Source organism: Shinella sp. HY16 (assembly GCF_028534175.1).
Classification (GTDB): domain Bacteria; phylum Pseudomonadota; class Alphaproteobacteria; order Rhizobiales; family Rhizobiaceae; genus Shinella.
Genome location: NZ_JAHYXL010000002.1, coordinates 967552 through 989308, shown reverse-complemented (window position 1 = coordinate 989308; position 21757 = coordinate 967552). Strand labels below are relative to the sequence as shown.

General features: G+C 64.2%; 16 protein-coding genes and 1 pseudogene. 13 read left to right on the top strand and 4 right to left on the bottom strand.

What is annotated here, in order from left to right; genetic code table 11:
- Positions 1 to 230: 230 nt before the first annotated feature.
- Entirely contained in the window at positions 231 to 1523 is a 1293-nt protein-coding gene (gene urtA, locus K0P03_RS25075; protein ID WP_272790908.1) for an urea ABC transporter substrate-binding protein, read from the bottom strand.
- A gap of 340 nt (positions 1524 to 1863) precedes the next feature.
- Here urtA and K0P03_RS25070 point away from each other — a divergent pair, with 340 nt between their 5' ends.
- The 9 genes from K0P03_RS25070 to K0P03_RS25030 all read left to right on the top strand — a co-directional run bounded on the left by K0P03_RS25070 (position 1864) and on the right by K0P03_RS25030 (position 14570).
- Positions 1864 to 5229 (top strand): hybrid sensor histidine kinase/response regulator, encoded by a 3366-nt coding sequence (locus K0P03_RS25070; RefSeq protein WP_272790907.1) that lies wholly within the window; start codon positions 1864 to 1866, stop codon positions 5227 to 5229.
- Positions 5226 to 6140, top strand: coding sequence for a response regulator transcription factor (locus K0P03_RS25065; protein WP_272790906.1), 915 nt, complete (start codon positions 5226 to 5228; stop codon positions 6138 to 6140). Before K0P03_RS25070 ends, K0P03_RS25065 begins: the two co-directional genes overlap by 4 nt.
- A gap of 739 nt (positions 6141 to 6879) precedes the next feature.
- Positions 6880 to 8094 (top strand): ROK family transcriptional regulator, encoded by a 1215-nt coding sequence (locus K0P03_RS25060; protein ID WP_272790905.1) that lies wholly within the window; start codon positions 6880 to 6882, stop codon positions 8092 to 8094.
- Positions 8091 to 9350, top strand: a complete 1260-nt coding sequence (locus tag K0P03_RS25055; RefSeq protein WP_272790904.1) for a M20 family metallopeptidase — start codon at positions 8091 to 8093, stop codon at positions 9348 to 9350. Before K0P03_RS25060 ends, K0P03_RS25055 begins: the two co-directional genes overlap by 4 nt.
- A 29-nt stretch (positions 9351 to 9379) precedes the next feature.
- Positions 9380 to 10441 (top strand): substrate-binding domain-containing protein, encoded by a 1062-nt coding sequence (locus K0P03_RS25050; RefSeq protein ID WP_272790903.1) that lies wholly within the window; start codon positions 9380 to 9382, stop codon positions 10439 to 10441.
- Between the two features lie 71 nt (positions 10442 to 10512).
- Positions 10513 to 11571: a substrate-binding domain-containing protein gene (locus tag K0P03_RS25045; RefSeq protein ID WP_272790902.1), complete on the top strand. Its 1059-nt coding sequence runs from the start codon at positions 10513 to 10515 to the stop codon at positions 11569 to 11571.
- 37 nt (positions 11572 to 11608) lie between these two features.
- A complete protein-coding gene (locus tag K0P03_RS25040; protein ID WP_023512572.1) occupies positions 11609 to 12586 on the top strand; it encodes an ABC transporter permease in 978 nt (325 codons plus the stop codon).
- An 11-nt stretch (positions 12587 to 12597) separates the two neighbouring features.
- Positions 12598 to 13812 (top strand): alanine racemase, encoded by a 1215-nt coding sequence (locus K0P03_RS25035; RefSeq protein WP_272790901.1) that lies wholly within the window; start codon positions 12598 to 12600, stop codon positions 13810 to 13812.
- On the top strand, positions 13809 to 14570 hold the full coding sequence (locus tag K0P03_RS25030) for an ATP-binding cassette domain-containing protein (RefSeq protein WP_023512574.1): 762 nt from the start codon (positions 13809 to 13811) through the stop codon (positions 14568 to 14570). The genes K0P03_RS25035 and K0P03_RS25030 overlap by 4 nt, the downstream gene beginning before the upstream one ends.
- Before the next feature lie 9 nt (positions 14571 to 14579).
- Here K0P03_RS25030 and K0P03_RS25025 read toward each other — a convergent pair whose 3' ends face one another.
- Together K0P03_RS25025 and K0P03_RS25020 are read right to left on the bottom strand one after the other, a co-directional pair.
- Complete coding sequence (locus tag K0P03_RS25025) at positions 14580 to 15209, bottom strand: glutathione S-transferase family protein (protein WP_272790900.1); 630 nt, start codon at positions 15207 to 15209, stop codon at positions 14580 to 14582.
- A gap of 2 nt (positions 15210 to 15211) precedes the next feature.
- Entirely contained in the window at positions 15212 to 15577 is a 366-nt protein-coding gene (locus tag K0P03_RS25020) for an ArsR/SmtB family transcription factor (protein WP_023512576.1), read from the bottom strand.
- Positions 15578 to 15793: 216 nt separating this feature from the next.
- Between K0P03_RS25020 and K0P03_RS25015 the strand changes: the two genes are divergently transcribed.
- The 4 genes and pseudogenes from K0P03_RS25015 to K0P03_RS25000 all read left to right on the top strand — a co-directional run bounded on the left by K0P03_RS25015 (position 15794) and on the right by K0P03_RS25000 (position 20652).
- Positions 15794 to 16636, top strand: a complete 843-nt coding sequence (locus K0P03_RS25015; protein ID WP_272790899.1) for an ABC transporter substrate-binding protein — start codon at positions 15794 to 15796, stop codon at positions 16634 to 16636.
- A gap of 10 nt (positions 16637 to 16646) precedes the next feature.
- Positions 16647 to 17777 (top strand): LLM class flavin-dependent oxidoreductase, encoded by a 1131-nt coding sequence (locus K0P03_RS25010; RefSeq protein ID WP_272790898.1) that lies wholly within the window; start codon positions 16647 to 16649, stop codon positions 17775 to 17777.
- A 39-nt stretch (positions 17778 to 17816) separates the two neighbouring features.
- Positions 17817 to 19628, top strand: a complete 1812-nt coding sequence (locus tag K0P03_RS25005) for a TRAP transporter large permease (RefSeq protein WP_272791107.1) — start codon at positions 17817 to 17819, stop codon at positions 19626 to 19628.
- 26 nt (positions 19629 to 19654) lie between these two features.
- A pseudogene (locus K0P03_RS25000) lies at positions 19655 to 20652 on the top strand (TRAP transporter substrate-binding protein).
- Positions 20653 to 20725: 73 nt separating this feature from the next.
- Here the strand turns inward: K0P03_RS25000 and K0P03_RS24995 are convergent.
- Positions 20726 to 21739 (bottom strand): zinc-dependent alcohol dehydrogenase family protein, encoded by a 1014-nt coding sequence (locus K0P03_RS24995; RefSeq protein WP_272790897.1) that lies wholly within the window; start codon positions 21737 to 21739, stop codon positions 20726 to 20728.
- Positions 21740 to 21757: the final 18 nt, after the last annotated feature.

Below are 21757 nucleotides of genomic sequence, written 5' to 3'. Positions count from 1 at the left end.
ATGGCGGTTGGTCGGCAGGCCCCTCATCCGCCTGCCGGCACCTTCTCCCCGCAAGCGGGGAGAAGGGAGTATGCCGTACCGCTTCCCCAATCCGCGCCCATTTTCGGGGCACGTCCCCTCTCCCCGCTTGCGGGGAGAGGGTTAGGGTGAGGGGCAAACCACGCACCGGCTGGAAGGTGACCTGAAGGGTTTAGCAAAGGGGCTTCATGCACTCCCCTCAAGCCATCAGATCAGGAGCCCTTGCCGCCGCACTTGCCGGTGGCGACGTTGAAGTTGCCGCATTCCATGGGCTTGCGCCAATCGGCGATCAGGTCCTTGGAGTCGGGCAGGAAGTCCGACCATTCGTCGCCGACGACGAGGCCGGAGGTCTGCCAGACGGTCTCGAACTGGCCGTCGGCCTGGATTTCGCCGATCAGCACGGGCTTGGTGATGTGGTGGTTCGGCATCATGGTGGAGTAGCCGCCCGAGAGGTTCGGCACGGAGACGCCGATCATCGCGTCGAGCACGGCGTCCGTATCGGTCGTGCCGGCCTTTTCCACCGCCTTCAGCCACATGGCAAAGCCGATATAGTGGGCTTCCATCGGGTCGTTGGTGACGCGCTTCTCGTTCTTGGTGAACGCCTTCCAGGTCTTGATAAACTCGGCATTGGCCGGATTGTCGACGGACTGGAAATAGTTCCAGGCGGCGAGATGCCCGACGAGCGGGCCGGTATCGAGGCCGGCAAGCTCTTCTTCACCCACCGAGAAGGCGACGACCGGGATATCCTCGGCCTTGACGCCCTGGTTGCCGAGTTCCTTGTAGAAGGGAACGTTGGCGTCGCCGTTGATCGTCGAGACGACGGCGGTCTTCTTGCCGGCCGAGCCGAACTTCTTGATGTCGGAGACGATCGTCTGCCAGTCCGAATGGCCGAAGGGCGTGTAATTGACCATGATGTCCTCGGGCTTCACGCCCTTGGAGATCAGGTAGGCTTCGAGGATCTTGTTCGTCGTGCGCGGATAGACATAGTCCGTGCCGGCCAGAACCCAGCGCTCGACGCCTTCGTTCTCGGCGAGGTAATCGACGGCCGGGATTGCCTGCTGGTTCGGCGCGGCACCCGTGTAGAAGACGTTGCGCTGGCTTTCTTCACCCTCGTACTGGACGGGGTAGAAGAGGATGGAGTTCAGCTCCTCGAAGACCGGCAGGACCGACTTGCGCGATACCGAGGTCCAGCAGCCGAAGACGGCCGAGACCTTGTTGACCGAGACCAGCTCGCGCGCCTTTTCGGCAAAGAGCGGCCAGTCGGAGGCCGGATCGACCACGACGGCTTCGAGCTTCTTGCCGAGAAGGCCGCCCTTCTTGTTCTGCTCCTCGATGAGCATCAACATGGCGTCCTTGAGGGTGGTCTCGGAAATCGCCATGGTGCCGGAAAGCGAATGCAGGATGCCGACCTTGATCGTGTCGTCGGCCGCGAACGCGCCGTGGAAGGCCGTCGTCGAGAGAATGGCTGCGAGCAGTGCGCCGGTGGCGCGCGCCTTGATGGACATGGTCTGAACCCCTCTGTTCTTTTGACCGCAACGGGGCGGATTGGTTTTTTACCGTTGCTTAAGAAACTATCGGACGGGGATGCTGCGCTGCACATACGTCATATTGCGTAGACGGGAGGGGGAAGCGGGAAGTTTTTGCAGCGCAGCAGGAATTTCGGGGGCGCGGCATCCGTGCTAGAAGGCTTCATGTTTGGGAGCCCACTCCCTTCCCTCCGTCATCCTCGGGCTTGACCCGAGGATCCAAGCCGCGGGTGCCGTGTGGATCCTCGGGTCAAGCCCGAGGATGACGAAGAGGGTGGGGGAAAGACCCAAAAACAACCGAGGGGAACGACAGCAGCCCATGGCCGCACGCCAGCGCATCATCCCGATCCGTCGCGAATACAATCGCTGGGTCGCCAACCAGACGCTGGAAGACTATGCGCTGCGTTTCACCGCCAAGAGCGCGCGGCGGTTCTCGTCCGACCGCATCTCGCAGACCGCCATCGGCGCCATTTCCTTCCTCGCGCTGGAAGCCATCGGTGGCGCGATCACCATGTCCTACGGCACGACGAACGCGCTTGTCGCCATTCTCGTCGCCAGCCTGATGATCCTTCTCGTCGGCCTGCCGATCAGCCGCTACGCCATCCGCCACGGCGTCGATATCGACCTTCTGACGCGCGGCGCGAGTTTTGGCTATATCGGCTCGACGCTGACCTCACTGATCTATGCGAGCTTCACCTTCATCCTCTTCGCCATCGAGGCGTCGATCATGTCCGGCGCGCTGGAGCTGGCGCTCGGCATCCCCTTGTGGATCGGCTACATCATCTCGTCCGTCGTGGTGATCCCGCTGGTCACGCACGGCGTCCAGCTCATTTCGCGTTTCCAGCTCGTCACCCAGCCGTTCTGGATCGTGCTCAACATCCTGCCTTTCGTCTTCATCGCCTTTGCGGATTTCGAGAAGGTCGGCGAATGGCTTGCCTATTCGGGCCTGCATCACCCCTCCGGCCCGCCCGGCACCTATGCACCGTTCAACCTCGTGGAATTCGGCGCGGCCTCGGCCGTCATCTTCGCGCTGATGGCGCAGATCGGCGAACAGGTCGACTTCCTGCGTTTCCTGCCGCCGGACGGGCAGAGGAAGCTGCACCACCGCATCGCCGTGTTCCTCGCCGGCTCGGGCTGGGTCATCGTCGGCGCGCCAAAACTGGTCGCCGGTTCCTTCCTCGTCGTTCTGGCACTGTCATCGGGCGTGCCCTCCACGCGGGCGGGCGATCCGGCGCAGATGTACTACACCGCCTTCGGCTACATGCTGCCGTGGGACATGGCGGCGCTGCTATTGATGGTCGCCTTCGTGGTGGTCTCGCAGCTCAAGATCAACGTGATGAACGCCTATGCCGGCTCGCTCGCCTGGTCGAACTTCTTCTCGCGCCTGACGCACAGCCATCCCGGCCGCGTCGTCTGGCTGGTTTTCAACGTGGCGATCGCGCTGCTTTTGATGGAGCTCGGCATCTACCGGCTGCTGGAGGAAACGCTGGGCGTCTTCTCCATCGTCGCCATGGCCTGGCTCTGCACCATCTCGGCCGACCTCTTCGTCAACAAGCCGCTCGGCCTTTCGCCTGATGGCATCGAGTTCAAGCGCGCCCATCTCTACGACATCAACCCGGTCGGCCTCGGCGCGATGAGCTTTTCCGCCGTCATCGCGCTTATCGCGCATTTCGGCACGTTCGGCGAAATCCCCGCCTCGCTCGCCCCCTATATCGCAGCGCTCGCCGCCTTCGTCGCCTCGCCGCTGATCGCCTGGGGAACGCGCGGCAAATATTACCTCGCGCGAAAGCCGCGCAGGAGCTGGGCGCTCCGGCAGACCATCACCTGCTCGATCTGCGAACACCCCTTCGAGCCCGAGGACATGGCCTGGTGCCCGGCCTATGCAGCGCCGATCTGCTCGCTCTGCTGTTCACTCGACAGCCGCTGCCACGACCTCTGCAAGCCGAAGGCGCGCTTCAACGCGCAGGTGGCTAGCGTTGCGAAAACCATCCTGCCGGAACCCGTGACATCGGCGCTCGCCACCCGGCTTGGCCGCTACGGCATCGCGACCGCGCTTTCGATCACGGGGATGGGGGTCATCCTTGCCATGATCGCCTACCAGGTCGGCACCCATTCGCCCGAGACGGCGGCGGTGGTGGAGCGCACCATCGCCGTGGTCTTCTTCGTCTTCGCCGTCGTGGCCGGCGTCGTCTGCTGGTTCTATGTGCTGGCGCATGACAGCCGGGTGGTGGCGGAGGAGGAATCCTCGCGCCAGACGACGCTGCTCCTCAAAGAAATCGCCGCGCACAAGAAGACGGACGCGGCGCTCCAGCGGGCGAAGGAGACGGCGGAAGCTGCGAACCGCGCCAAGAGCCGCTATGTTGTCGGCCTCAGCCACGAACTGCGCACGCCGCTCAACGCTGTGCTCGGCTATGCCCAGGTGCTGGAGCGAGACGAGAGCATTCCGCCGCAGCGCCAGGGCGCGATCCGCGTCATCAAGCGCAGCGCCGACCACCTCTCCGGCCTCATCGACGGCCTGCTCGACATTTCCAAGATCGAGGCCGGCAAGCTGCAAGTCTATTCCAACGAGATCAACATTCACGATTTCCTCGACCAGATTTTTGAAATGTTCCGCCCGCAGGCACAGGTGAAGGGCGTCGCCTTCACGCATGAGCGCGCAAAAAACCTGCCAGCCTATGTGCGGACGGACGAAAAGCGCCTGCGCCAGATCCTCGTCAACCTCATCTCCAACGCGTTGAAATTCACCGACGCCGGCGAAATCCGTCTCGATGTCGCCTATCGCAGTCAGGTCGCCACCTTCACCGTCGCCGACAGCGGCCGCGGCATCCTCGAAAGGGACCTTTCCCGCATCTTCGAACCCTTCCAGCGCGGCGATGCCGAACATGGCCGTATGCCGGGCCTCGGCCTCGGCCTCACCATCACACGGCTTTTGACGCAGACGCTTGGCGGCGAGATTTCGGTGACGAGCGAGCGCGGCAAGGGCACAGAGTTTCGCGTACGGCTGATGCTGTCGGCCGTCGATCGCCCCACGGCGCCGAAGGTGCGCCACATCAAGGGCTATGCCGGCGCGCGCCGCACCATCCTCGTCGTTGACGACAATGCCGATCACCGCAACCTGATGGAAGAGGTGCTGCGGCCGCTCGATTTCACCGTGCTGACGGCGAAGGGCGGGGTGGAATGCCTTGATCTGGTCGAGGGGTTGAAACCGGACCTCTTTCTCATCGACATCTCCATGCCCGGCATGAACGGCTGGGAACTGGTGGAGCGGCTGCGCGCGCGCGGCCAGGCCGCGCCGATCGTCATGCTCTCGGCCAATATCGGCGACGGCTCGGCCTCCCGGACGGGCCACAACGACACCCTCGCCAAACCCTTCGACCTGCGCCAGCTCACCGACACGCTCGCCCTCCATCTCGGCCTTGCCTGGACCTATCACGGCGAGGCGAAGGCGCAGGAACCGGCGGAGGCCAGCATCGTCATGCCCGAAAAGGACCATGTGGACGAGCTGATCCGGCTCGGCGAGATCGGCTATATCAGGGGCATCGAGGCGAAACTGGCCGAAATCGCCCGCGTGGCCGAACACCAGCCCTTTGCCGAGGCGGTGCGCGCCTATGTGCAGGTGTTCGACCTTGCCGGCTACGACGCCTTCCTCAAAACCATGGACCCGGAGAAAGGACGCCGCCCGTGACCGAGGCCGCCACCCCGCGCGACATCGTGCTCCTCGTCGACGATTCCCCCGAAGCGCTCGGTTTCCTGACGGAGGCGCTGGAACAATCGGGCTTTTCCGTGCTGATCGCGACCTCGGGCATGGCGGCGCTCAACATCGTCGATCGCATCACGCCCGACATCATCCTGCTCGACGCCGTCATGCCCGGCCTCGACGGGTTCGACACCTGCCTGAAGCTGAAGGCGAACCCCGCCGTCAGCCCCGTGCCCGTCGTCTTCATGACCGGCCTTACCGAGACCGAGCATGTGGTGCGGGCGCTGGAGGCCGGCGGCGTCGACTATCTGACGAAGCCGATCAACATCGACGAACTGCGCGCCCGCATCCGTGTGCATCTTTCCAACGCCCGCTCAGCCCAGAGCGCCCGGGTGGCGCTGGATGCCGCGGGCCGGCATCTGCTCGCCGTCAGCGGCGAGGGAAAGATCCGCTGGTCGACGCCGCAGGCAACCCGCCTCGTCAACGCCGCGACCGGCAGCGACGACGGCCTCGACGCCGTCTCCGGCCATATAAACGCCTGGATGAAGACCCGTGGCGCCGCGCGCGAAAACACGTTCGCCATCCGCCAGACGGGCCAGGCGAGCCTGCAACTCGCCTTCCTCGGCGCGATCGGCGCGGACGAATATCTCTTCCGCCTGACGGCCGAGAACCGACTCTCCGAGGACGAGGTGCTGCGCCAGCATTTCGGGGTGACGCAGCGCGAATCCGAGGTGCTGCTATGGATCGCAAAGGGCAAGTCGAACCGCGACATCGGCGAGATTCTCGGTCTCAGCGCCCGCACGGTAACGAAACATCTCGAACAGATCTATGTGAAACTCGGCGTCGAAAACCGCGCCTCGGCGGCGGTGAAGGCCGCACATGTGCTGCACGAGGTCTGACGCGTGCGGAAATATCCAAATTTCTAACGTGGTGGCGGAGATCGACGGCCGGACGATCGTGATGGCCGGTGGCGATGCGGTGGAGAGCGGTGCCGCCGCCGCTTTGGGGCATTGCGAACATGAGCCTCCCGCAAAGGCAGATTGCAGCCGTGATGCCGCGCGCCGCGCAGGTGTGTCCCCAAGCCAGCGCCGACCATATGGGAGGAACATCCCAGCGCAGACGGGCGATGACGGTGGGCGCAATCCAGCCCAGCAGAAACAGGATTGTGGCCAGCGTCACAGCTTTCGTCGGCGCTTCGGGGACTGTGTCCGTCATTGACGAAGACACCGGCGATCGACCGACCGGCCATTCCGTCCATGCCCAACAGAGAGCGCCATGCCGCTCCATTGTCGTTCGTCCGTAGCCTGCGGAAGAATACGATCGCCGGAAAGCCCCGTGCCAGTAGTGCGAGGAGGCGAGAGAGAGATCGGCAGGATCCATGGGCTGTGTGCTTCCATTTCATTGGGGTGCCACGCCACGATCTGCGCGCCGTGGCTGATTTTCAGCAAGGCCTTCTTTGGGTTCGCCGTAAAATCCGTATTGGTCTGGGCCTTTCTCCGTGCGGCTTGTCGGGCTTTTCAGCTGCTGCATCGGCCTTGCCATGCCGTCCTCTAAACACACCGGACGCTCGAGATGGGGATTGACAGGTACGTTACCCTCTAATAAGTTCGGTGACAGAACGAACTAAATAGGGTTGCAATGACCGACGCGCCTCGTATCTCCCGACAGTTCTCCCAACGCGCCGTCATGGAAGCGATCGTTCAGGGCGGTCCGATCTCGCGAGCGTCCATCGCGAAGCTGACGAGTCTGTCGAAACAGACGATCTCCGAGATCGTCCGGGACCTTGAGGATGGCGGTTGGGTCCGCGAAACCGGCCGGACCAGCGGGCATGTCGGTCGCACGGCCGTCACCTACGAATTGGTGGTCGATGCCGCCTTCATTGTCGCGGTTGATCTCGGCGGCACGAAGGTTCGCGTCGCCGTTACGGATCTTGCCGGGCAGATCGTGGCCGAGGATGCGGCGCCGACCGATCCGCGCGGCGGCGGCCATCTCGTGAGCCAGATTGCCGATATGGCCCTTTCTGCCGCGGCGAAGGCGGCGGTGCCGCGGGCGAAGCTGCGGCTTGCCGTCGTCGGCGTTCCCGGCGCACCTGACAACCGGACCGGCCGCGTGCTGCTTGCGCCCAATATCCGCGATTTCGACAGCATGGACGTGCTGGAGGCTTTCCGGCGGGCGCTCGGCTTCGATGTCGTTCTGGAGAACGATGTCAATCTCGCGGCGCTCGGCGAAAGCTGGCAGGGGCAGGGGCAGGGCATCGACAATCTAGCCTATGTCGCACTCGGCACCGGTATCGGTAGCGGTCTCATCCTTGGCGGTCATCTCGTGCGTGGGGCGGCGAGCGCCGCTGGCGAAATGGGCTTCCTGCCGATCGGCACCGATCCCTTCGATCCGGAGTCCCTGCGCGTCGGGGCTTATGAGCGCGCGGTCGCCACCCACGGCATCATCGAACGGTATGAGGCTGCCGCGGGTCGGAAGATCGATGTCCCCGCCATCTTCGAGCGTGCGGCGGCGGGCGAGGCCGCGGCCGTTGCCGCCATCGACGAAACCGGCCGCCAGGTGGCCTGCGGCATCGCCGCCATCTGCGCCATCGCCAATCCGCAGCTCGTGATCCTCGGAGGCTCCATCGGCCTGCGCCCCGAAATCCTGGAGCGCGCCCGGCACTTTCTGCCGCAATGTTTCCCCTATCCCGTCGATCTCGTCTCCAGCGACCTCGGAGCTCGGGCAGCGCTTGTCGGGGCTACGGCTATCGGTCTCAGCCAGTTGCACAACACGTTGTTCGGTGTGGCGACACCGAATGCCAGCCTTTCCCTTCCGCCCGCCGGAACGGACTCGCCTCAGGAGGCCGCAGAATGACGGCAGAGAACGATCTCTTCGCCCGCCTTCGGGCAGCCCTCGACCGTGACGCGGCGATCGACCTGTTCCGTGGCGCGATCCGGCATGACAGCATTACCGGCAACGAGGCGAATGTCGCCGCCTATCTCGCTGGGGCGATGCGCACGCTGAACCTTTCCGCCTTGCAGACGGCGGATTTCCTGCCCGGTCGCCCGAATGTCTGGGGCAAGCGCGTCGGCGCGGGGCGTGGCCCGCACCTGCTTTTTATCGGCCATACGGATGTCGTGCATGTCGATGGCTGGCGCGAGAACTGGGCCGGCACGGAGCGCGAGGATCCCTTCGGCGCCGCTATCGTCGACGGCGCTGTGTGGGGACGCGGCGCGGGAGACCTCAAGGCCGGCATCACGTCTTCGCTCGCCGCCCTCGCTCTCCTCGATGCGGCGGGCATTAAACTTGCCGGCGATGTTTCCTTCGCCTTCGTCGGCGATGAGGAGAGCGGCCAGCCGGGCACCGGCGTTTCGGCCGGCATCAAGGATTATGTCACGCGGATCGAAACCGGGGAGGTCGAGCGGCCCGATTTCGTCGTCTATGTCGAGCCGACACAGCTTGCCGTCTATCCCGCACAAATCGGCTTCTTCATCGCGGATATCACGATCACCGGGCGCTCGGCCTATTTCGGTGTGCCGGAACTGGGCAAGGATGCGCTGCGCGCGAGCCATGCTGCCATGAGCGCGCTCTGGAAACATTCAGACGAGATCTCCGCCCGGGCTGAGCACGCGCTTGTCGGCCGCTCGTTCCTGCTGATCACCGGCCTCAGTGGCGGCGGCTACATCGCCGTGCCGGAAAAATGCGAACTCTCGCTCATCCGCAAGCTCCTGCCGGGCGAATCGCTCGATCAGGCGGCGGCCGAGATCGAGGCGACCGTGCGCGGTGCTATCGACGATCCCGAAATCACGGTGGCGTTTTCCTATCCGGCCGGCCGCGACCATGCGCTCGGCGGTACGGCGGCGGAGATCGATGCTGATAGGCCGGAGGTTGCGATGCTGTCGGAGGCGATCAGCGGGGCGCTTGCGGGCCGCGGCAACATTGCGGGCGCACCATTCTGGTCGGAATCGCCGTTCTTCGTGAACCGGCTGGGCATTCCCGCGGTCTACTGCGCGCCGGGCGATATCCGCAACTGCCACACCTACAACGAACATGTCGAGATCGAGGAATTTCTCGCGGGAGTCGTCGGCTTCGCGGCCTTCATGGCGCGCTTCTGCGGAACGGTGGAATGAACAACTCAAGCAAAAGAGGGAACAGGACCATGCAGATGACGAAATGGCTGGCCGGGGCATTGGCCGCCGGTCTTATCATGAGCGCCGCAACCGCCATTGCCCAGACCGTCGGCCCAGCCGGCGAGGTGGCAACACCCAGCGCCGACATGGCGCTGTCGGATGCCGATATCGCGGCGCTGAAGGACAAGGGCTACAAGGCGGCGCTTCTCTGGCACACCTCGTCGGATTTCACCAACGCGGTCGGGCAGGGCGCGACGGATGAATTCAAGCGCGCAGGCATCGATATCGCCGTGACGACCGACGCCCAGTTCGATGCCGCGCGCCAGCGCAGCGACATCGAGACGGCGCTTGCCGCCAAGCCGAACGTCATTCTCGCTCTGCCGCTCGATCCGGTTACGTCGGCCGAAGCGTTCCGCCAGGCCGTCGCCGACGGTGCCAAGCTGGTCTTCCTGTCGAATGTACCGAAGGACTACAAACACGGTGCGGATTATGCGTCCATCGTGACCGACGACCTCTTCCAGATGGGCAAGCAGGCGGCTGATGCGCTCGCCAAGTCGATAGGCGGCAAGGGCACGGTCGGCTACATCTTCCACGACGCGACCTACTACGTCACCAATCAGCGCGACCAGGCTTTCAAGTCGACCATCGAGAAGGATTATCCGGATATCAAGATCGTCGCGGAACAGGGCATTTCCGACCCGGCGCGCGCCGAGGAACTCGCCAATGCCATGCTGTTGCAGAACCCGGATCTCGACGGCATCTATGTCACCTGGGCCGAGCCCGCGGACGGTGTGCTGGCGGCGCTGCGTGGCGCGGGCAACACGAAGACGAAGATCGTCACGCTCGATCTCGCCGAGCCGGTGGCACTCGACATGGTCAAGGGCGGCAATGTGACGGCACTTGTCGCCGACAAGGCCTATGAGCTTGGCCGCGCCATGGCTGCTGCCGGCATGAAATCGCTGCTCGGCCAGGAAGCGCCGGCCTTCGTCGTCGCCCCGGCGCTCACCGTCACCAAGGAGAACGTCTCCCAAGGCTGGAAAGACTCGCTGAACCGAGACGCGCCGCAGTCGGTGCTCGACGCAGCGAAGTGACCGCCTGACTGCGGCGGCCCGAGCCGCCGCTGTCCCATCACCCAAGTATTGCAGTTTCATGGGAGGAAACCATGCGTATCGCAACCACGCTCGCTTTGATGACCGGCCTTTTCGGCGCGCACGCCTTTGCCGCTGACGGCGCGACGACAGGCCCGCGCGGCGAGAAACCGACGGCTGCCAGCACCGTCACGCTCACCGCCGAGGAAGAGCAGAAGATCAAGGACGGAAAATTCACCGCCGCCCTCGTCTGGCACGAGATGAGCGAATACACCAATGCGGTGAATGCGGGTGCTCAGGATGAGTTCAAGCGCCTCGGCATCGAGGTCGTCGCACAGACCGATGCCGGCTTCGACGGCGCGCGCCAGAAAGCGGATGTCGAGACGGTGCTGGCGAAGAAGCCGTCGATCATCGTGTCCCTGCCTGTCGATCCGGCCAGCGCCGCTTCCGTCTATGACCCGGCCCGTGCGGCTGGCGTCAAGCTCGCCTTCGTCGACAACTCGCCGGCCGGCTACGAACACGGCAAGGACTATGTGACCATTGTTTCCGACGACCTCTTCCAGATGGGCAACAAGGCCGGCGTCGCCATGGCCGAGGCCTTGGGCAAGAAGGGCAAGGTCGGCTACATCTTCCACGATGCCGATTTCTACGTGACCAACCAGCGCGACCAGGCCTTCAAGAAGACCATCGAGCAGGATTACCCTGATATGAAGATCGTCGCCGAGCAAGGCATGGCCGATCCCGCCCGCAGCGAGGAGATCGCCCAGGCGATGGTGACGCAGCATCCCGATCTCGACGGCATCTATGTCACCTGGGCCGAGCCGGCGCTGAGCGTGCTTTCGGCGCTGCGTTCGGCCGGCAACAGCCACACCAGGATCGTCACGCTCGACCTCAACGAGCCGGCCGCGCTCGACATGGTCAAGGGCGGCAGCGTCGCCGCGCTGATTGCCGACGAGGCCTACAATATCGGCGTCACGGCGGCCCGGTCCGCGGCGGGCGCGATGCTCGGCAAGGAGGCCGCGCCGTTCCTCGTCGTCGATTCCCTCGCCGTCACCAAGGACACGGTGAAGGAGGGCTGGAAGACGTCGCTGAACAAGGACGTTCCGCAGTCCATCGCCGACGCCCTGAAATAAGCGAAGCCCGGTCGGCTCTCATTCACGGAGGTAAATCATGTCCAGTACCAACCAGGGTGCCGCGGTCCGTGCGGCGGGGCTGGCCGGCCGCGTCAACCTGCAGCAATATGTCGTCTATTTCGGCTTCCTCGCGATCTTCCTGTTCTTCGCCATCGTGCTGAAGGACAGCGGGTTCCTGACGGTCCGCAACCTCTCGAACATCGTGCTGCAGACGGCGCCGGCGACGATCATGGCGATCGGTCTCGTCTTCGTCATGTCGGCGGGTGAGATCGACCTTTCCATCGGCTCGACGGTCGCCGTCGCGGCGCTCGCCGCGGCCGTCACCATGCAGAGTTACGGCATGGTGCCCGGCATCGCCGCCGGTCTCGGCTGCGGCCTGCTGATCGGTCTCGTCAACGGTGTGCTGGTCGCCTATGTGCGGCTGCCGTCCTTCCTCGTCACGCTGGCGACCCTCGGCCTCTTTGCCGGCGTCTCGCGCTCGATGACGGATCTGCGCAGCATTCCCGTCACCAACGAGACCTTCACCGGCTTCTTCGGCTCCGGCGCGCTCCTGGGCATTCCCTCGCTCATCTGGTGGACGGCCATCGCCGTCGCCTTCGGCCATATCCTCTACCGCGAGACCCGCTTCGGCGCCCATGTGCTGGCGGTCGGTGACAATGCGCGGGCGGCAAGCGTCTCCGGCATTTCCGTACCGAAGATGCGCCTTGCCGTGCTGATGATATCAGGTGCGCTCGCCGGGCTTGCCGGCCTGCTCTATGCCGGCCGTCTCCAGGCTGCGAAGTATACGCTCGGCGAGACCGACCTGATGACGGTCATCGCCGCCGTCATCGTCGGCGGCACGCTGCTCAACGGCGGCAAGGGGTCGATCATCGGCGCGCTCGTCGGTTCGCTGATGATGGGCATGCTCAACAACGGCCTCATCCTGATGGGCCTTTCCGTTTCCGACCAGATGATCGTTCGCGGTCTCATCATCCTTGCCGCAGTCGCCGTGTCGCTGCGTGAAAAATCCCGCTGAGGAGAACCTGAATGTTTCTCGACGTTCTGCGCCGGCGCAATCCCGGTTTCATCGAAGCTGCCCAGAAACTTCACCGCGAGGGCAAAATCCCGGCCAATGCCTATGTGATCGATCTCGATGCGATCGAGCGCAACGCCCGCATCCTCAAGGAGGAAGCGACGCGGCTCGGCCTGAAAACCTTCGCCATGACAAAGCAGTTCGGCCGCTCGAGTTCGGCCTGCAAGGCAATCCTCGCCGGCGGCATCGATCGCGCCGTCGCCGTCGACATGGCCTGCGCCAAGGCGACCCACCGGGCGGGCCTGAAGGTCGGCCATCTCGGCCATCTCCAGCAGGTTGCCCGTCATGAGGCGAACGGCGCCGCCGGTGTGCTCCAGCCGGATTACTGGACGGTCTTCAACGAGGCCAAGGCGCGCGAGGCTGCCGCCGGCGCCAAGGCGGCCGGCCGCACGCAGAACCTGCTCGCCCGTATCCACGCGGAAGGCGATACCTTCTATCGCGGCCATGAGGGCGGCTTCGACGCCAGCGATGTGGTCGCCGTTGCTGAGATGTTTGATGGCCTCGAAGGTGGCCGCTTCGCCGGCATTACGACCTTCCCGGCGCTGCTCTTCGATCATCAGGCCCGCAAGGTGTTGCCCACCCCGAACCTTGCGACGCTGACGCAGACCGCCGAGGCGCTGGCGAAGGCCGGACGCCGCGACATCGAGGTCAACGCCCCCGGCACCACCTCCAGCGTGCTGCTTGCCGCGCTGGCGGAAGCCGGCGCCACGCAATGCGAACCCGGTAACGGTCTGCACGGCACGACGGCCCTGCATGTGGTGGAAGACCTGCCGGAGCTGCCCGCCATGCTCTACCTCACCGAGGTCTCGCACCTCTCGGGCGGCAAGGCCTATTGCTTCGGCGGCGGCTTCTACATCGATCCGATCTTCCCGGACTATGACGTGAAGGCCATCGTCTCCGACGAGCCGACTGTCGCCGCAAATGCCTTGCGCAGCGTCGAAATCCCGCCGCCCTCGGCCATCGATTATTACGCGATGATCGATGCAACCGGCCCGGGCGCACCAAAGCCGGGTGACACCGCTATCTTCGGTTTTCGCGGCCAGGCCTTCGTCACCCGTGCCTATGTCGTTGGCGTTTCCGGCATCTCCTCCGGTGCGCCGAAGGTCGAGACCATCGAGAATACGGCTGGCGAAACCGCCGCCTGGCCGATCTGGGAGCAAAGGGCATGAATGCGAACGCTGCCACTACGACCGGCCAGCCCATCCTGGCGCTGAAGGACATCCGCAAGACCTTCGGCGGCGTCGTTGCCATCGAGAACTTTTCGCTGGATGTCCATCCCGGCGAAATCGTCGCCCTTGTCGGCGACAACGGTGCCGGTAAGTCGACGCTGATCAAGATCATCTCCGGCGTGCACCCGCCGACCTCGGGTTCGATCGCCATCGAGGGCGAGCCCGTCGCCATGTCGAACGCGACGATGGCGCGTGCGCACGGCATCGAGGTCGTCTACCAGGACCTCGCGCTCGCCGACCAGCAGACGGTCTACATGAACATGTTTCTGGGCCGCGAGCCGACCAGGGCTTTCGGTCTGCTCGACCGTCGCCGCATGATTGACGAGACGGAAAAGCTGGTGAAGGAACTGGACGTGCGCATCCCCTCCGCGCATGCGACGATCCGTGACCTCTCCGGCGGTCAGCGCCAGGGTGTCGCTATCGCCCGCGCGACCCATTGGGCCAGCAAGCTGATCCTGCTCGACGAACCGACCGCCGCGCTCGGCGTTGCCGAAACCGCCAAGGTGGAGGAGATCGTCGCCTCGCTGAAGACACGCAATATCGGCGTGCTGATCATCAGCCACAGCCTCGACCAGGTCTTCAAACTCTCAGACCGCATCTGCGTTTTGCGCCGCGGCAGGCAGATCGGTATCCGCGAGACGAAGAAGACCGACAAGAACGAGATCATCGCGATGATCACTGGCTTGCAGCAGAGCTGATTGCCGCTTTCAGGGTAACGGTATCTCGCCTGTGACATGCGGGACCGCGTAGCCGCGTTTCACGGGTGCGCGGCCTGCCATTGCGAGATACCAGCGCTGTACCTCGGGAAAGTCGCCAAGATCGATCACGTGGCGCTGGAAGCGCGAGACCCATGGCCAGATCGCGATGTCGGCGATCGAATAGTCGCCGGCGATATGCTCGCGACCGGCCAACCGTGCCTCGAGGGTGCCGTAGAGTCGGCGTGTTTCGCCCGCGAACAGGGCCTCGGCGAAGGGTGCCTTTCCGGGATTGTAGGTGAGGAAGGTATGCGCGTGCCCCAGTGTCGGGCCGAAGCCTCCTGCCTGCCAGAAGAGCCATTCGACGGCCTCGATCCGGGCGGGGCCGCTCGCCGGCAGCAAGCGGCCGGTCTTTTCCGCAAGGTAGAGAAGGATCGCGCTTGAATCGGAAAGCGTGACGCCCGTGTCATGGTCGATGATCGCCGGGATCTTCGAACCGGGATTGATTTTTCGGTATTCCGGCGAGAACTGGTCGCCCCGGGTGATATCGATCGTGTGGGGGCGATAGTCGAGGCCGAACTCTTCGAGCGCGATCGAGACCTTCAGACCGTTCGGAGTGATCCAGGTGTAGAGGTCGATCATCGTCAGTCGAACATCCTGTCCTCGACCGGCAGCGCCCGCATGGCGAAGCGCCCGGTCACGTCGTCGAGGCCTGCATAGAGCTGGCGCAGGGTATGCACGATCGCCTCGGCCCTTGGATCGCCGACACGATAGACGATCGCCTTGCCCTCCCTGCGCGCCATGACGATGCCGGCTTCACGCAGTTCGGCGAGCTGCTGCGACAGCGTTGGCTGGCGGATGCCGAGCTCCTCTTCGAGGGCAGAAACGGAGGCCTCCGTCTCCATGAGATAACAGATGATCGCGAGGCGATTGGCATTGCCAACCAGTTTCAGGAGCTCGCTGGCCTCGCCGACGCTGCGGCAAATTCGATTGGAGACCGGCTTGGTCAAGGACACACTCCCTATTGCTCTATAAAAAAGTAAAATGTCTCTCGCTCAAATTCAACGGCCGGGACAGCGCTTCGTCGACGGAAGCAGAAACATTTCTTATTCTATTGATTTAGTAGAATTAGCATTGCGATTGCGCCCGCAGGCCGGGACAGCCTTCCTCGCTTTCAATCTATAAAAAAGTAAATTGTCTCGCAGAATTGACATGCGGGAGTGAAGATGCGGATCGGCGTCCATCCGAACAATCTACATTTGCGGCTCGCCCGGCTCTGGCCGGGCAGCTTCGCGAAACTTGACCCGGAATTCGTGCCTTATGGCGAAGGGCGCAATACCGCCCGCTTGCTTGAAAGCGGCAGGATCCATTTTGGCGGCACGGGCTCGACACCGCCGATCGAGGCCGATGCGCTCGGGCTCGGCGTGCAGTACATCGCGGCTTCGGCGCCGCGCCCGGCCAATGGCGCGATTTTCGTGCGGGTGGACAGCGATATCCAGTCCATGGCCGGCCTTGCCGGCAAGCGGGTTTCCCTCGTCGATGGCTCCTTTCACACGTATCTGCTGGCGCGCAGCCTGGAAGGCGAGGGGCTCGGCCTGGCAGATGTGACGAGGGTCGAGAGCGCCCACCACGATTCCCTGGAGGAACTTCTGGAGGGTCGGGTCGATGCCTGGGTCGCCATGTCGCCACGCCTCGAAAGGGTCTCGGGCAGGCCGGACCTGCGACTGCTCGTCCGCTGCGGCGGGACCATTCCCAACCGCTCCCTCTTCTGGACGCTCGAACGGCACGCGCTGCCGGCCGAAACGATCCGGACCATCACGGACGAACTCGATCGTGTCGGCCGGGAAGTGACGGCGGATCTCCGCAAGGCGGCGGAGCTGCTGGCTGCGGAAGAGAACAGCGATGGCGATGCGGATGCCTGGGAGCGTGTCCTTCGCTCTCGGGATTTCTCCGTCGGTCCGGCGGGCGCGGAGATTATCGCCGAACAGCAAGCCGAGGCCGACACCCTTCACCGGCACGGTCATTTTTCCACCGGGGTCGCATTGAAGCTATCGATCCTGTCCGCTTGAGGAGCCTTCGATGAACGTTCTCTGGTATATGTGCGCTCCGGATGGGGCCTATCCCTGGCAGCCGGAAGGCTCCCGCAAGGTCGATCTCGGATATTACAAGCAGCTCGCCCAGGCCTATGACCATCTCGGTTTTACCGGTGCGCTGTTTGCGACCGGTGCGCACGACGTCTGGGTGCTGGCAAGCGCGCTGCTGTCTTCCACGGAACGGATGAAATTCCTCGTCGCGATCCATCCCGGCCTCGTCGCGCCGACGCTGCTCGCTAAGATGGCGGCGACGCTGCGGGAGTTCTCGCGCGGGCGGCTGTTGATCAACATCGTCTCCGGCGACGCGAAGATGCTCGGCGCCTATGGCATGACCATGCCGCATGACGAGCGCTACGATATGGCGGATGAATATCTGCAGATCTGGCATCGTCTGTTTGCCGGCGAAAGCGTCACGCACCAGGGCAGGTATTTCAAGACGGACGGTGCTCGGCTGGCGTTACCGGTCGGCGAGACCATCGCGCCGCCACCGCTCTGGTTCGGCGGATCCTCCGACAAGGCACTCGACGTCGCCGCCAGGCATGTCGACACGTATCTGTCGTGGGGCGAGACGCCGGAGCAGATCAAGGAAAAGGTCGACGCGGTGAAGGCGAGGGCGGACCGCTATGGCCGCAAGCTTGAATATGGCATCCGGCTCTACGTGATCGTGCGCGACACGGATGCCAAGGCCTGGGAGGCTGCTGCGGATCTCTACGACCGCATGGACGACACTGCAATTGCAGCCAATCAGCGCTTTGTCGGCCGGAGCGACTCCGTCGGCCAGCAGCGCATGACCGCGATGCACGGCGGCCTGAAGCCCACCAACCTGCGGGACCTGGAAGTCGCTCCGGATCTCTGGGCTGGCATCGGGCTTGTCCGGCCGGGACCGGGTACGGCGATCGTCGGCTCGCCCGATACCGTTATCCGGACGCTGGAGGCCTACAGGAAAGCCGGCGTCGAAACCTTCATCCTCTCCGGCATGCCCCTGCTTGAGGAAGCCTATCGTTTTGGCGAGACGGTTCTGCCGCGGCTCGATGTTTCCCGGGAGGTGTCGCAGGCGCGGCAATTCACCTGGTCGACACTCTTCGACCGCGACCTCTCGACGGTCAAGAGCGCCTGAGAGCGGAAAGGTAAACGCGTGGCCATCAACCAGTCCTCCATCCTCGACGCGCCGGCCGCGCCCGCGCGCAATCTTGCCGAACATGCATTGAAGCGGATCGAAGATGCGCTCGGCGCCTTCGCGGCCTTTATTCTTACCGTGCTGCTTGCGGTTGTGCTGGTGAGCGTCGGATTGCGCTATTTCTTCTCGACCGGCTTCGTCGGCTCCGAAGATCTTGCAATCTGGCTGCATGTCGCGCTGATCGCGCTTGGCGCGCCGCTCAGCCTCGGCAGCGCGCTGGCCATGCGGCTCGATGTTTTCATTCGGTTGCTGCCGGCGCGTTTGCTGCCCCTGGCTCAGATGCTCGCGGATGTGTTCACGGTCCTTGCCGCGTCGATCCTGCTTTTTGGCGGCAGCGAGATTATGGCCATGCTGGGCGGCGTATCGCCGACGCTTGGCATCCCGGAATGGATCCGCTTCGGTTTTCTTGGTGCGGGAGGCGGCCTCGTCCTTGTCGTGCTTGTCCTGCGACGGATCGGAGAGGGCAGGATCGGCGGCGTATCCGCATCGCTCGTGCTCGGTGCGGCGGTCTATTTCGGTGTCCCGGAGACCGGATTTGGCACGGACCTGCCGCCAAGCCTCTTTCTGGCGGTCGTGGCGGGGCTTGGCCTGCTTCTGGCCGCGCCGCTGGCGCATGCCTTCCTTGCCGCGGCCTATGTCGCGATCGCCTTCGGCAGCAGCCTGCCGGAACCGGCGATCGTTTCGACGACCGTTACCGGCATGTCGAAGTTCCTGCTGCTCGCCATTCCCTTCTTTCTCCTGGTCGGCGGGCTCTTGACGGCATCCGGGGTCGCCAACCAGCTCGTGCGTTTCGCCGCCTCCATGGTCGGCCACCGGCGGGCTGGGTTGGCGCAGACGACGCTTCTGACGAGCGTGCTGTTTTCCGGCGCTTCCGGCTCGTCTGTCGCCAATGCTGCCTTTGGTGCATCGACCTTCCAGCCCGAACTTGTCCGCCACGGTTATCCGCCGGCGCGGGCCGGTGCGATCATCGCCGCGACCTCGGTACTGGACAACGTCATTCCGCCCTCGATCACCTTCCTGATCCTTGCTGCGGCGACCAACCTGTCCGTGGGTTCGCTTCTGGTTGGGGGTTTCTTTGCCGGCGGGCTGATGGCCGTTTGCCTTGCGGTGGCCATTCACCTGACGGTCCGGGAGCAGGTAGGGCAGGTCCGTGCGACGGGCGCCGAACGTGGAAGGGCCGCCATAGCGGCCATTCCGGCCTTCGGCCTTGGTATCATTGTCGTGGTGGGCATCCGCGTCGGCGTCGTCACGACGACGGAAGCTGCCGCCCTCGCTGCGCTCTACACGCTCGGCCTTGCGGCCTGGTCGAAACTCGGGTTCGGTTCCGTCTTTCTTTCCTTCCGCCAGGCAGCGACGGAAGCGGCTGCGATCGGTTTGCTGATCGGCACCGCCGGTCCCTTCGCGTTCCTGCTCGCCGTGGATGACGTCTCGGGCCTCGTCACCCAATTCGTGACAGTTTTGGGCGGAAGTGCGCTTGCGGTCCTCATCCTTTCGAACATCATCCTTCTCGTCGTCGGCCTCGTGCTCGATATCGGCGCGGCGATCCTGCTGTTCGGCCCGATCCTGCTGCCGGCCGCGGTGGCCGCCGGCATCGATCCGATCCATTTCGGGGTCATTCTGGTGGTCAATCTGATGATCCACGGTCTGACGCCGCCGCTCGGCATGCTCATCTTCGTGGTGAGCGGCGTGACCCGCATTCCCGCCACAGCGCTCTTTCGGGCCGTCGTGCCCTATCTCGCCGCGCTTCTCGTTTCCCTGGCGATCCTTTGCGCCTGGGCGATTCTTTTCTAACGCATCTTGTCATGGGGACATCAGACATGGGCAATCTCAACCGCCGTACTCTTTTGAAGACCGCTGCCGCCACCGGGCTCGCTTTTGCGGCGCCGGCCTATATTCGCGCGGCATCCGCCAGCGCGACGACGATCACGGTCGCCTCGCTCTTGGGTGACGACAAGCCGGAAACCAGGGTGTGGGTGAAGATCAGCGAACTGGTGGAGGCGCAGCTTCCGGGCCAGTTCCGCTTCAATATCGTCAAGAACGGCGCACTGGGCGGCGAGAAGGAAGTGGCCGAAGGCGCCCGCCTCGGTTCCGTTCACGCCAGCCTTTCGACAGTCTCCTCGCTTTCGGGCTGGGTACCGGACCTGCAGATACTCGACCTGCCCTTCCTCTTCCGGGATGCCGCCCATGTGCGCAAGACGGTCGATGGCGACGTCGGCGCCGACCTCCGGCAGAAGCTTGCCGCGCAGAATTTCGTGGTCGGCGACTTCATCAACTACGGAGCGCGCCATCTCCTCACCAAGGAGCCGGTCACGCGCCCGGACCAGCTGAAGGGCAAGAAGATCCGGGTTATCCAGAGCCCGCTGCACACGAGGTTGTGGAGCGCTTTCGACACCACGCCGTGGGTATTCCGATCACCGAGACCTACAATGCGTTGTCGACCGGCGTTGCCGATGCCATGGACCTTACCAAATCCGCCTATGCCGGTTTCAAGCTCTACGAAGTCGTGCCCTACATGACGGAAACGGGCCATATCTGGGCATCGGGCGTCATCTACTACGCCGCCGGCTTCTGGGGCCAGCTTAACGATGAGCAGAAGGCCGTCTTCCAGGATGCATCGCGGCAGGGGGCGGCCTATTTCAACCAGCTCATTGTCGAGGACGAAGCGAAGTCCGTCGAGCAATCGCTGAAGAACGGCGGCAAGGTGCTGAAACCGGACGCGTTTGACGAATGGCAGAAGGGCGCGCAGGGCGTCTGGCAGGATTTCTCAGCCGTCGTTGGCGGCGTCGAGCGTATCAGGGCCGTCCAGTCGGCATAGCCCTTGCCCCGTACAGGCGTTCAACACGGCTCTGCCGCCCGGCGTATTTTTGCGCCGGGCGGTTCAACGACGGTCAGAACTCGATCACGACCTTCCCGAATGGTCCACGATCGAGATGTGCAAAGGCCTGATCCGCCTCCTCGAAGCGATAGCGCCTGTCGATCACCGGCTTGAGGCCGATGCTGTCCACGGCCCGTACGAAATCCTCCAGTGCCCGGCGATGACCGACCGAAATGCCCTGCACGACCGGTGACTTGAGAAGAAGCGCGGAGGCGGGACCGGAGATTTCGAACCCTTCGAACACGCCGATCAAGGAGACCCGCCCGCCGACAGCCACCGCTTTCAGCGCCTCTCCAAAACCCGCGCCGCCGGCGATATCGAGCACGTGGTCGGCGCCATGGCCGTCCGTCAGGTCGATGAGCCGCTCGACCCAGCCGTCACGCGGGAGCAGATGGTCGGCTTTGAGCGCGCGCAGCCTTTCGCGCTTTTCTGCGCTCGACGACGTGACGAAGGTCTGCGCGCCGTGCGCCCGTGCGATCTGCAAGGCGAAGAGAGCGACCCCGCCTGTTCCCTGGATCAGCACCTTCTCACCGGCCTTCAGGCTTCCGCTCTCGATGAGTGCCATCCATGCTGTAAGGCCGGCGCAGGGCAGCGTGCTCGCTTCCCCGGCATCCAGCGTCTTCGGTGCGGCAACGAACCAGTCGGCCGGGAACGTCACATATTCCGAGAGCACGCCGGGATGCGCACCGCCGAGCGTCCTGTAGGGCGGATTGCGCGCATCGCCCAGGCCCTTGCCCTCGATCCGGCCGGGCATGAAGGTGGAGATCACCTTGTCGCCCGCCTTGAAGCGGCTGACGCCGGGACCGACGGCCTCGACCACGCCGGCCATGTCGGAGGCGGGCACGAAAGGATAGTCCAGCGGCAGGCCCATGCCGCTCTCCAGAACGAGCTTATCGCGGTAGTTGAGGGAAACGGCTTCGGTGCGCACGCGAACCTCGCCATGCCCGGGTTCCGCGATTGCCGCAGTGCGGATCGCGAAGTCCTTCGGACCGATCGCCGCCATGCTCCACTGCCTTGCCATTGTCATCGCTATTCTCCTTCTCGA

Bases quoted from the DNA above. Each gene is read 5' to 3' on its own strand.
- urtA (WP_272790908.1), bottom strand. From the start codon at position 1,523: ATGTCCATCAAGGCGCGCGCCACCGGCGCACTGCTCGCAGCCATTCTC.
- K0P03_RS25070 (WP_272790907.1), top strand. From the start codon at position 1,864: ATGGCCGCACGCCAGCGCATCATCCCGATCCGTCGCGAATACAATCGC.
- K0P03_RS25060 (WP_272790905.1), top strand. From the start codon at position 6,880: ATGACCGACGCGCCTCGTATCTCCCGACAGTTCTCCCAACGCGCCGTC.
- K0P03_RS25055 (WP_272790904.1), top strand. From the start codon at position 8,091: ATGACGGCAGAGAACGATCTCTTCGCCCGCCTTCGGGCAGCCCTCGAC.
- K0P03_RS25050 (WP_272790903.1), top strand. From the start codon at position 9,380: ATGCAGATGACGAAATGGCTGGCCGGGGCATTGGCCGCCGGTCTTATC.
- K0P03_RS25045 (WP_272790902.1), top strand. From the start codon at position 10,513: ATGCGTATCGCAACCACGCTCGCTTTGATGACCGGCCTTTTCGGCGCG.
- K0P03_RS25040 (WP_023512572.1), top strand. From the start codon at position 11,609: ATGTCCAGTACCAACCAGGGTGCCGCGGTCCGTGCGGCGGGGCTGGCC.
- K0P03_RS25035 (WP_272790901.1), top strand. From the start codon at position 12,598: ATGTTTCTCGACGTTCTGCGCCGGCGCAATCCCGGTTTCATCGAAGCT.
- K0P03_RS25030 (WP_023512574.1), top strand. From the start codon at position 13,809: ATGAATGCGAACGCTGCCACTACGACCGGCCAGCCCATCCTGGCGCTG.
- K0P03_RS25025 (WP_272790900.1), bottom strand. From the start codon at position 15,209: ATGATCGACCTCTACACCTGGATCACTCCGAACGGTCTGAAGGTCTCG.
- K0P03_RS25015 (WP_272790899.1), top strand. From the start codon at position 15,794: ATGCGGATCGGCGTCCATCCGAACAATCTACATTTGCGGCTCGCCCGG.
- K0P03_RS25010 (WP_272790898.1), top strand. From the start codon at position 16,647: ATGAACGTTCTCTGGTATATGTGCGCTCCGGATGGGGCCTATCCCTGG.
- K0P03_RS24995 (WP_272790897.1), bottom strand. From the start codon at position 21,739: ATGACAATGGCAAGGCAGTGGAGCATGGCGGCGATCGGTCCGAAGGAC.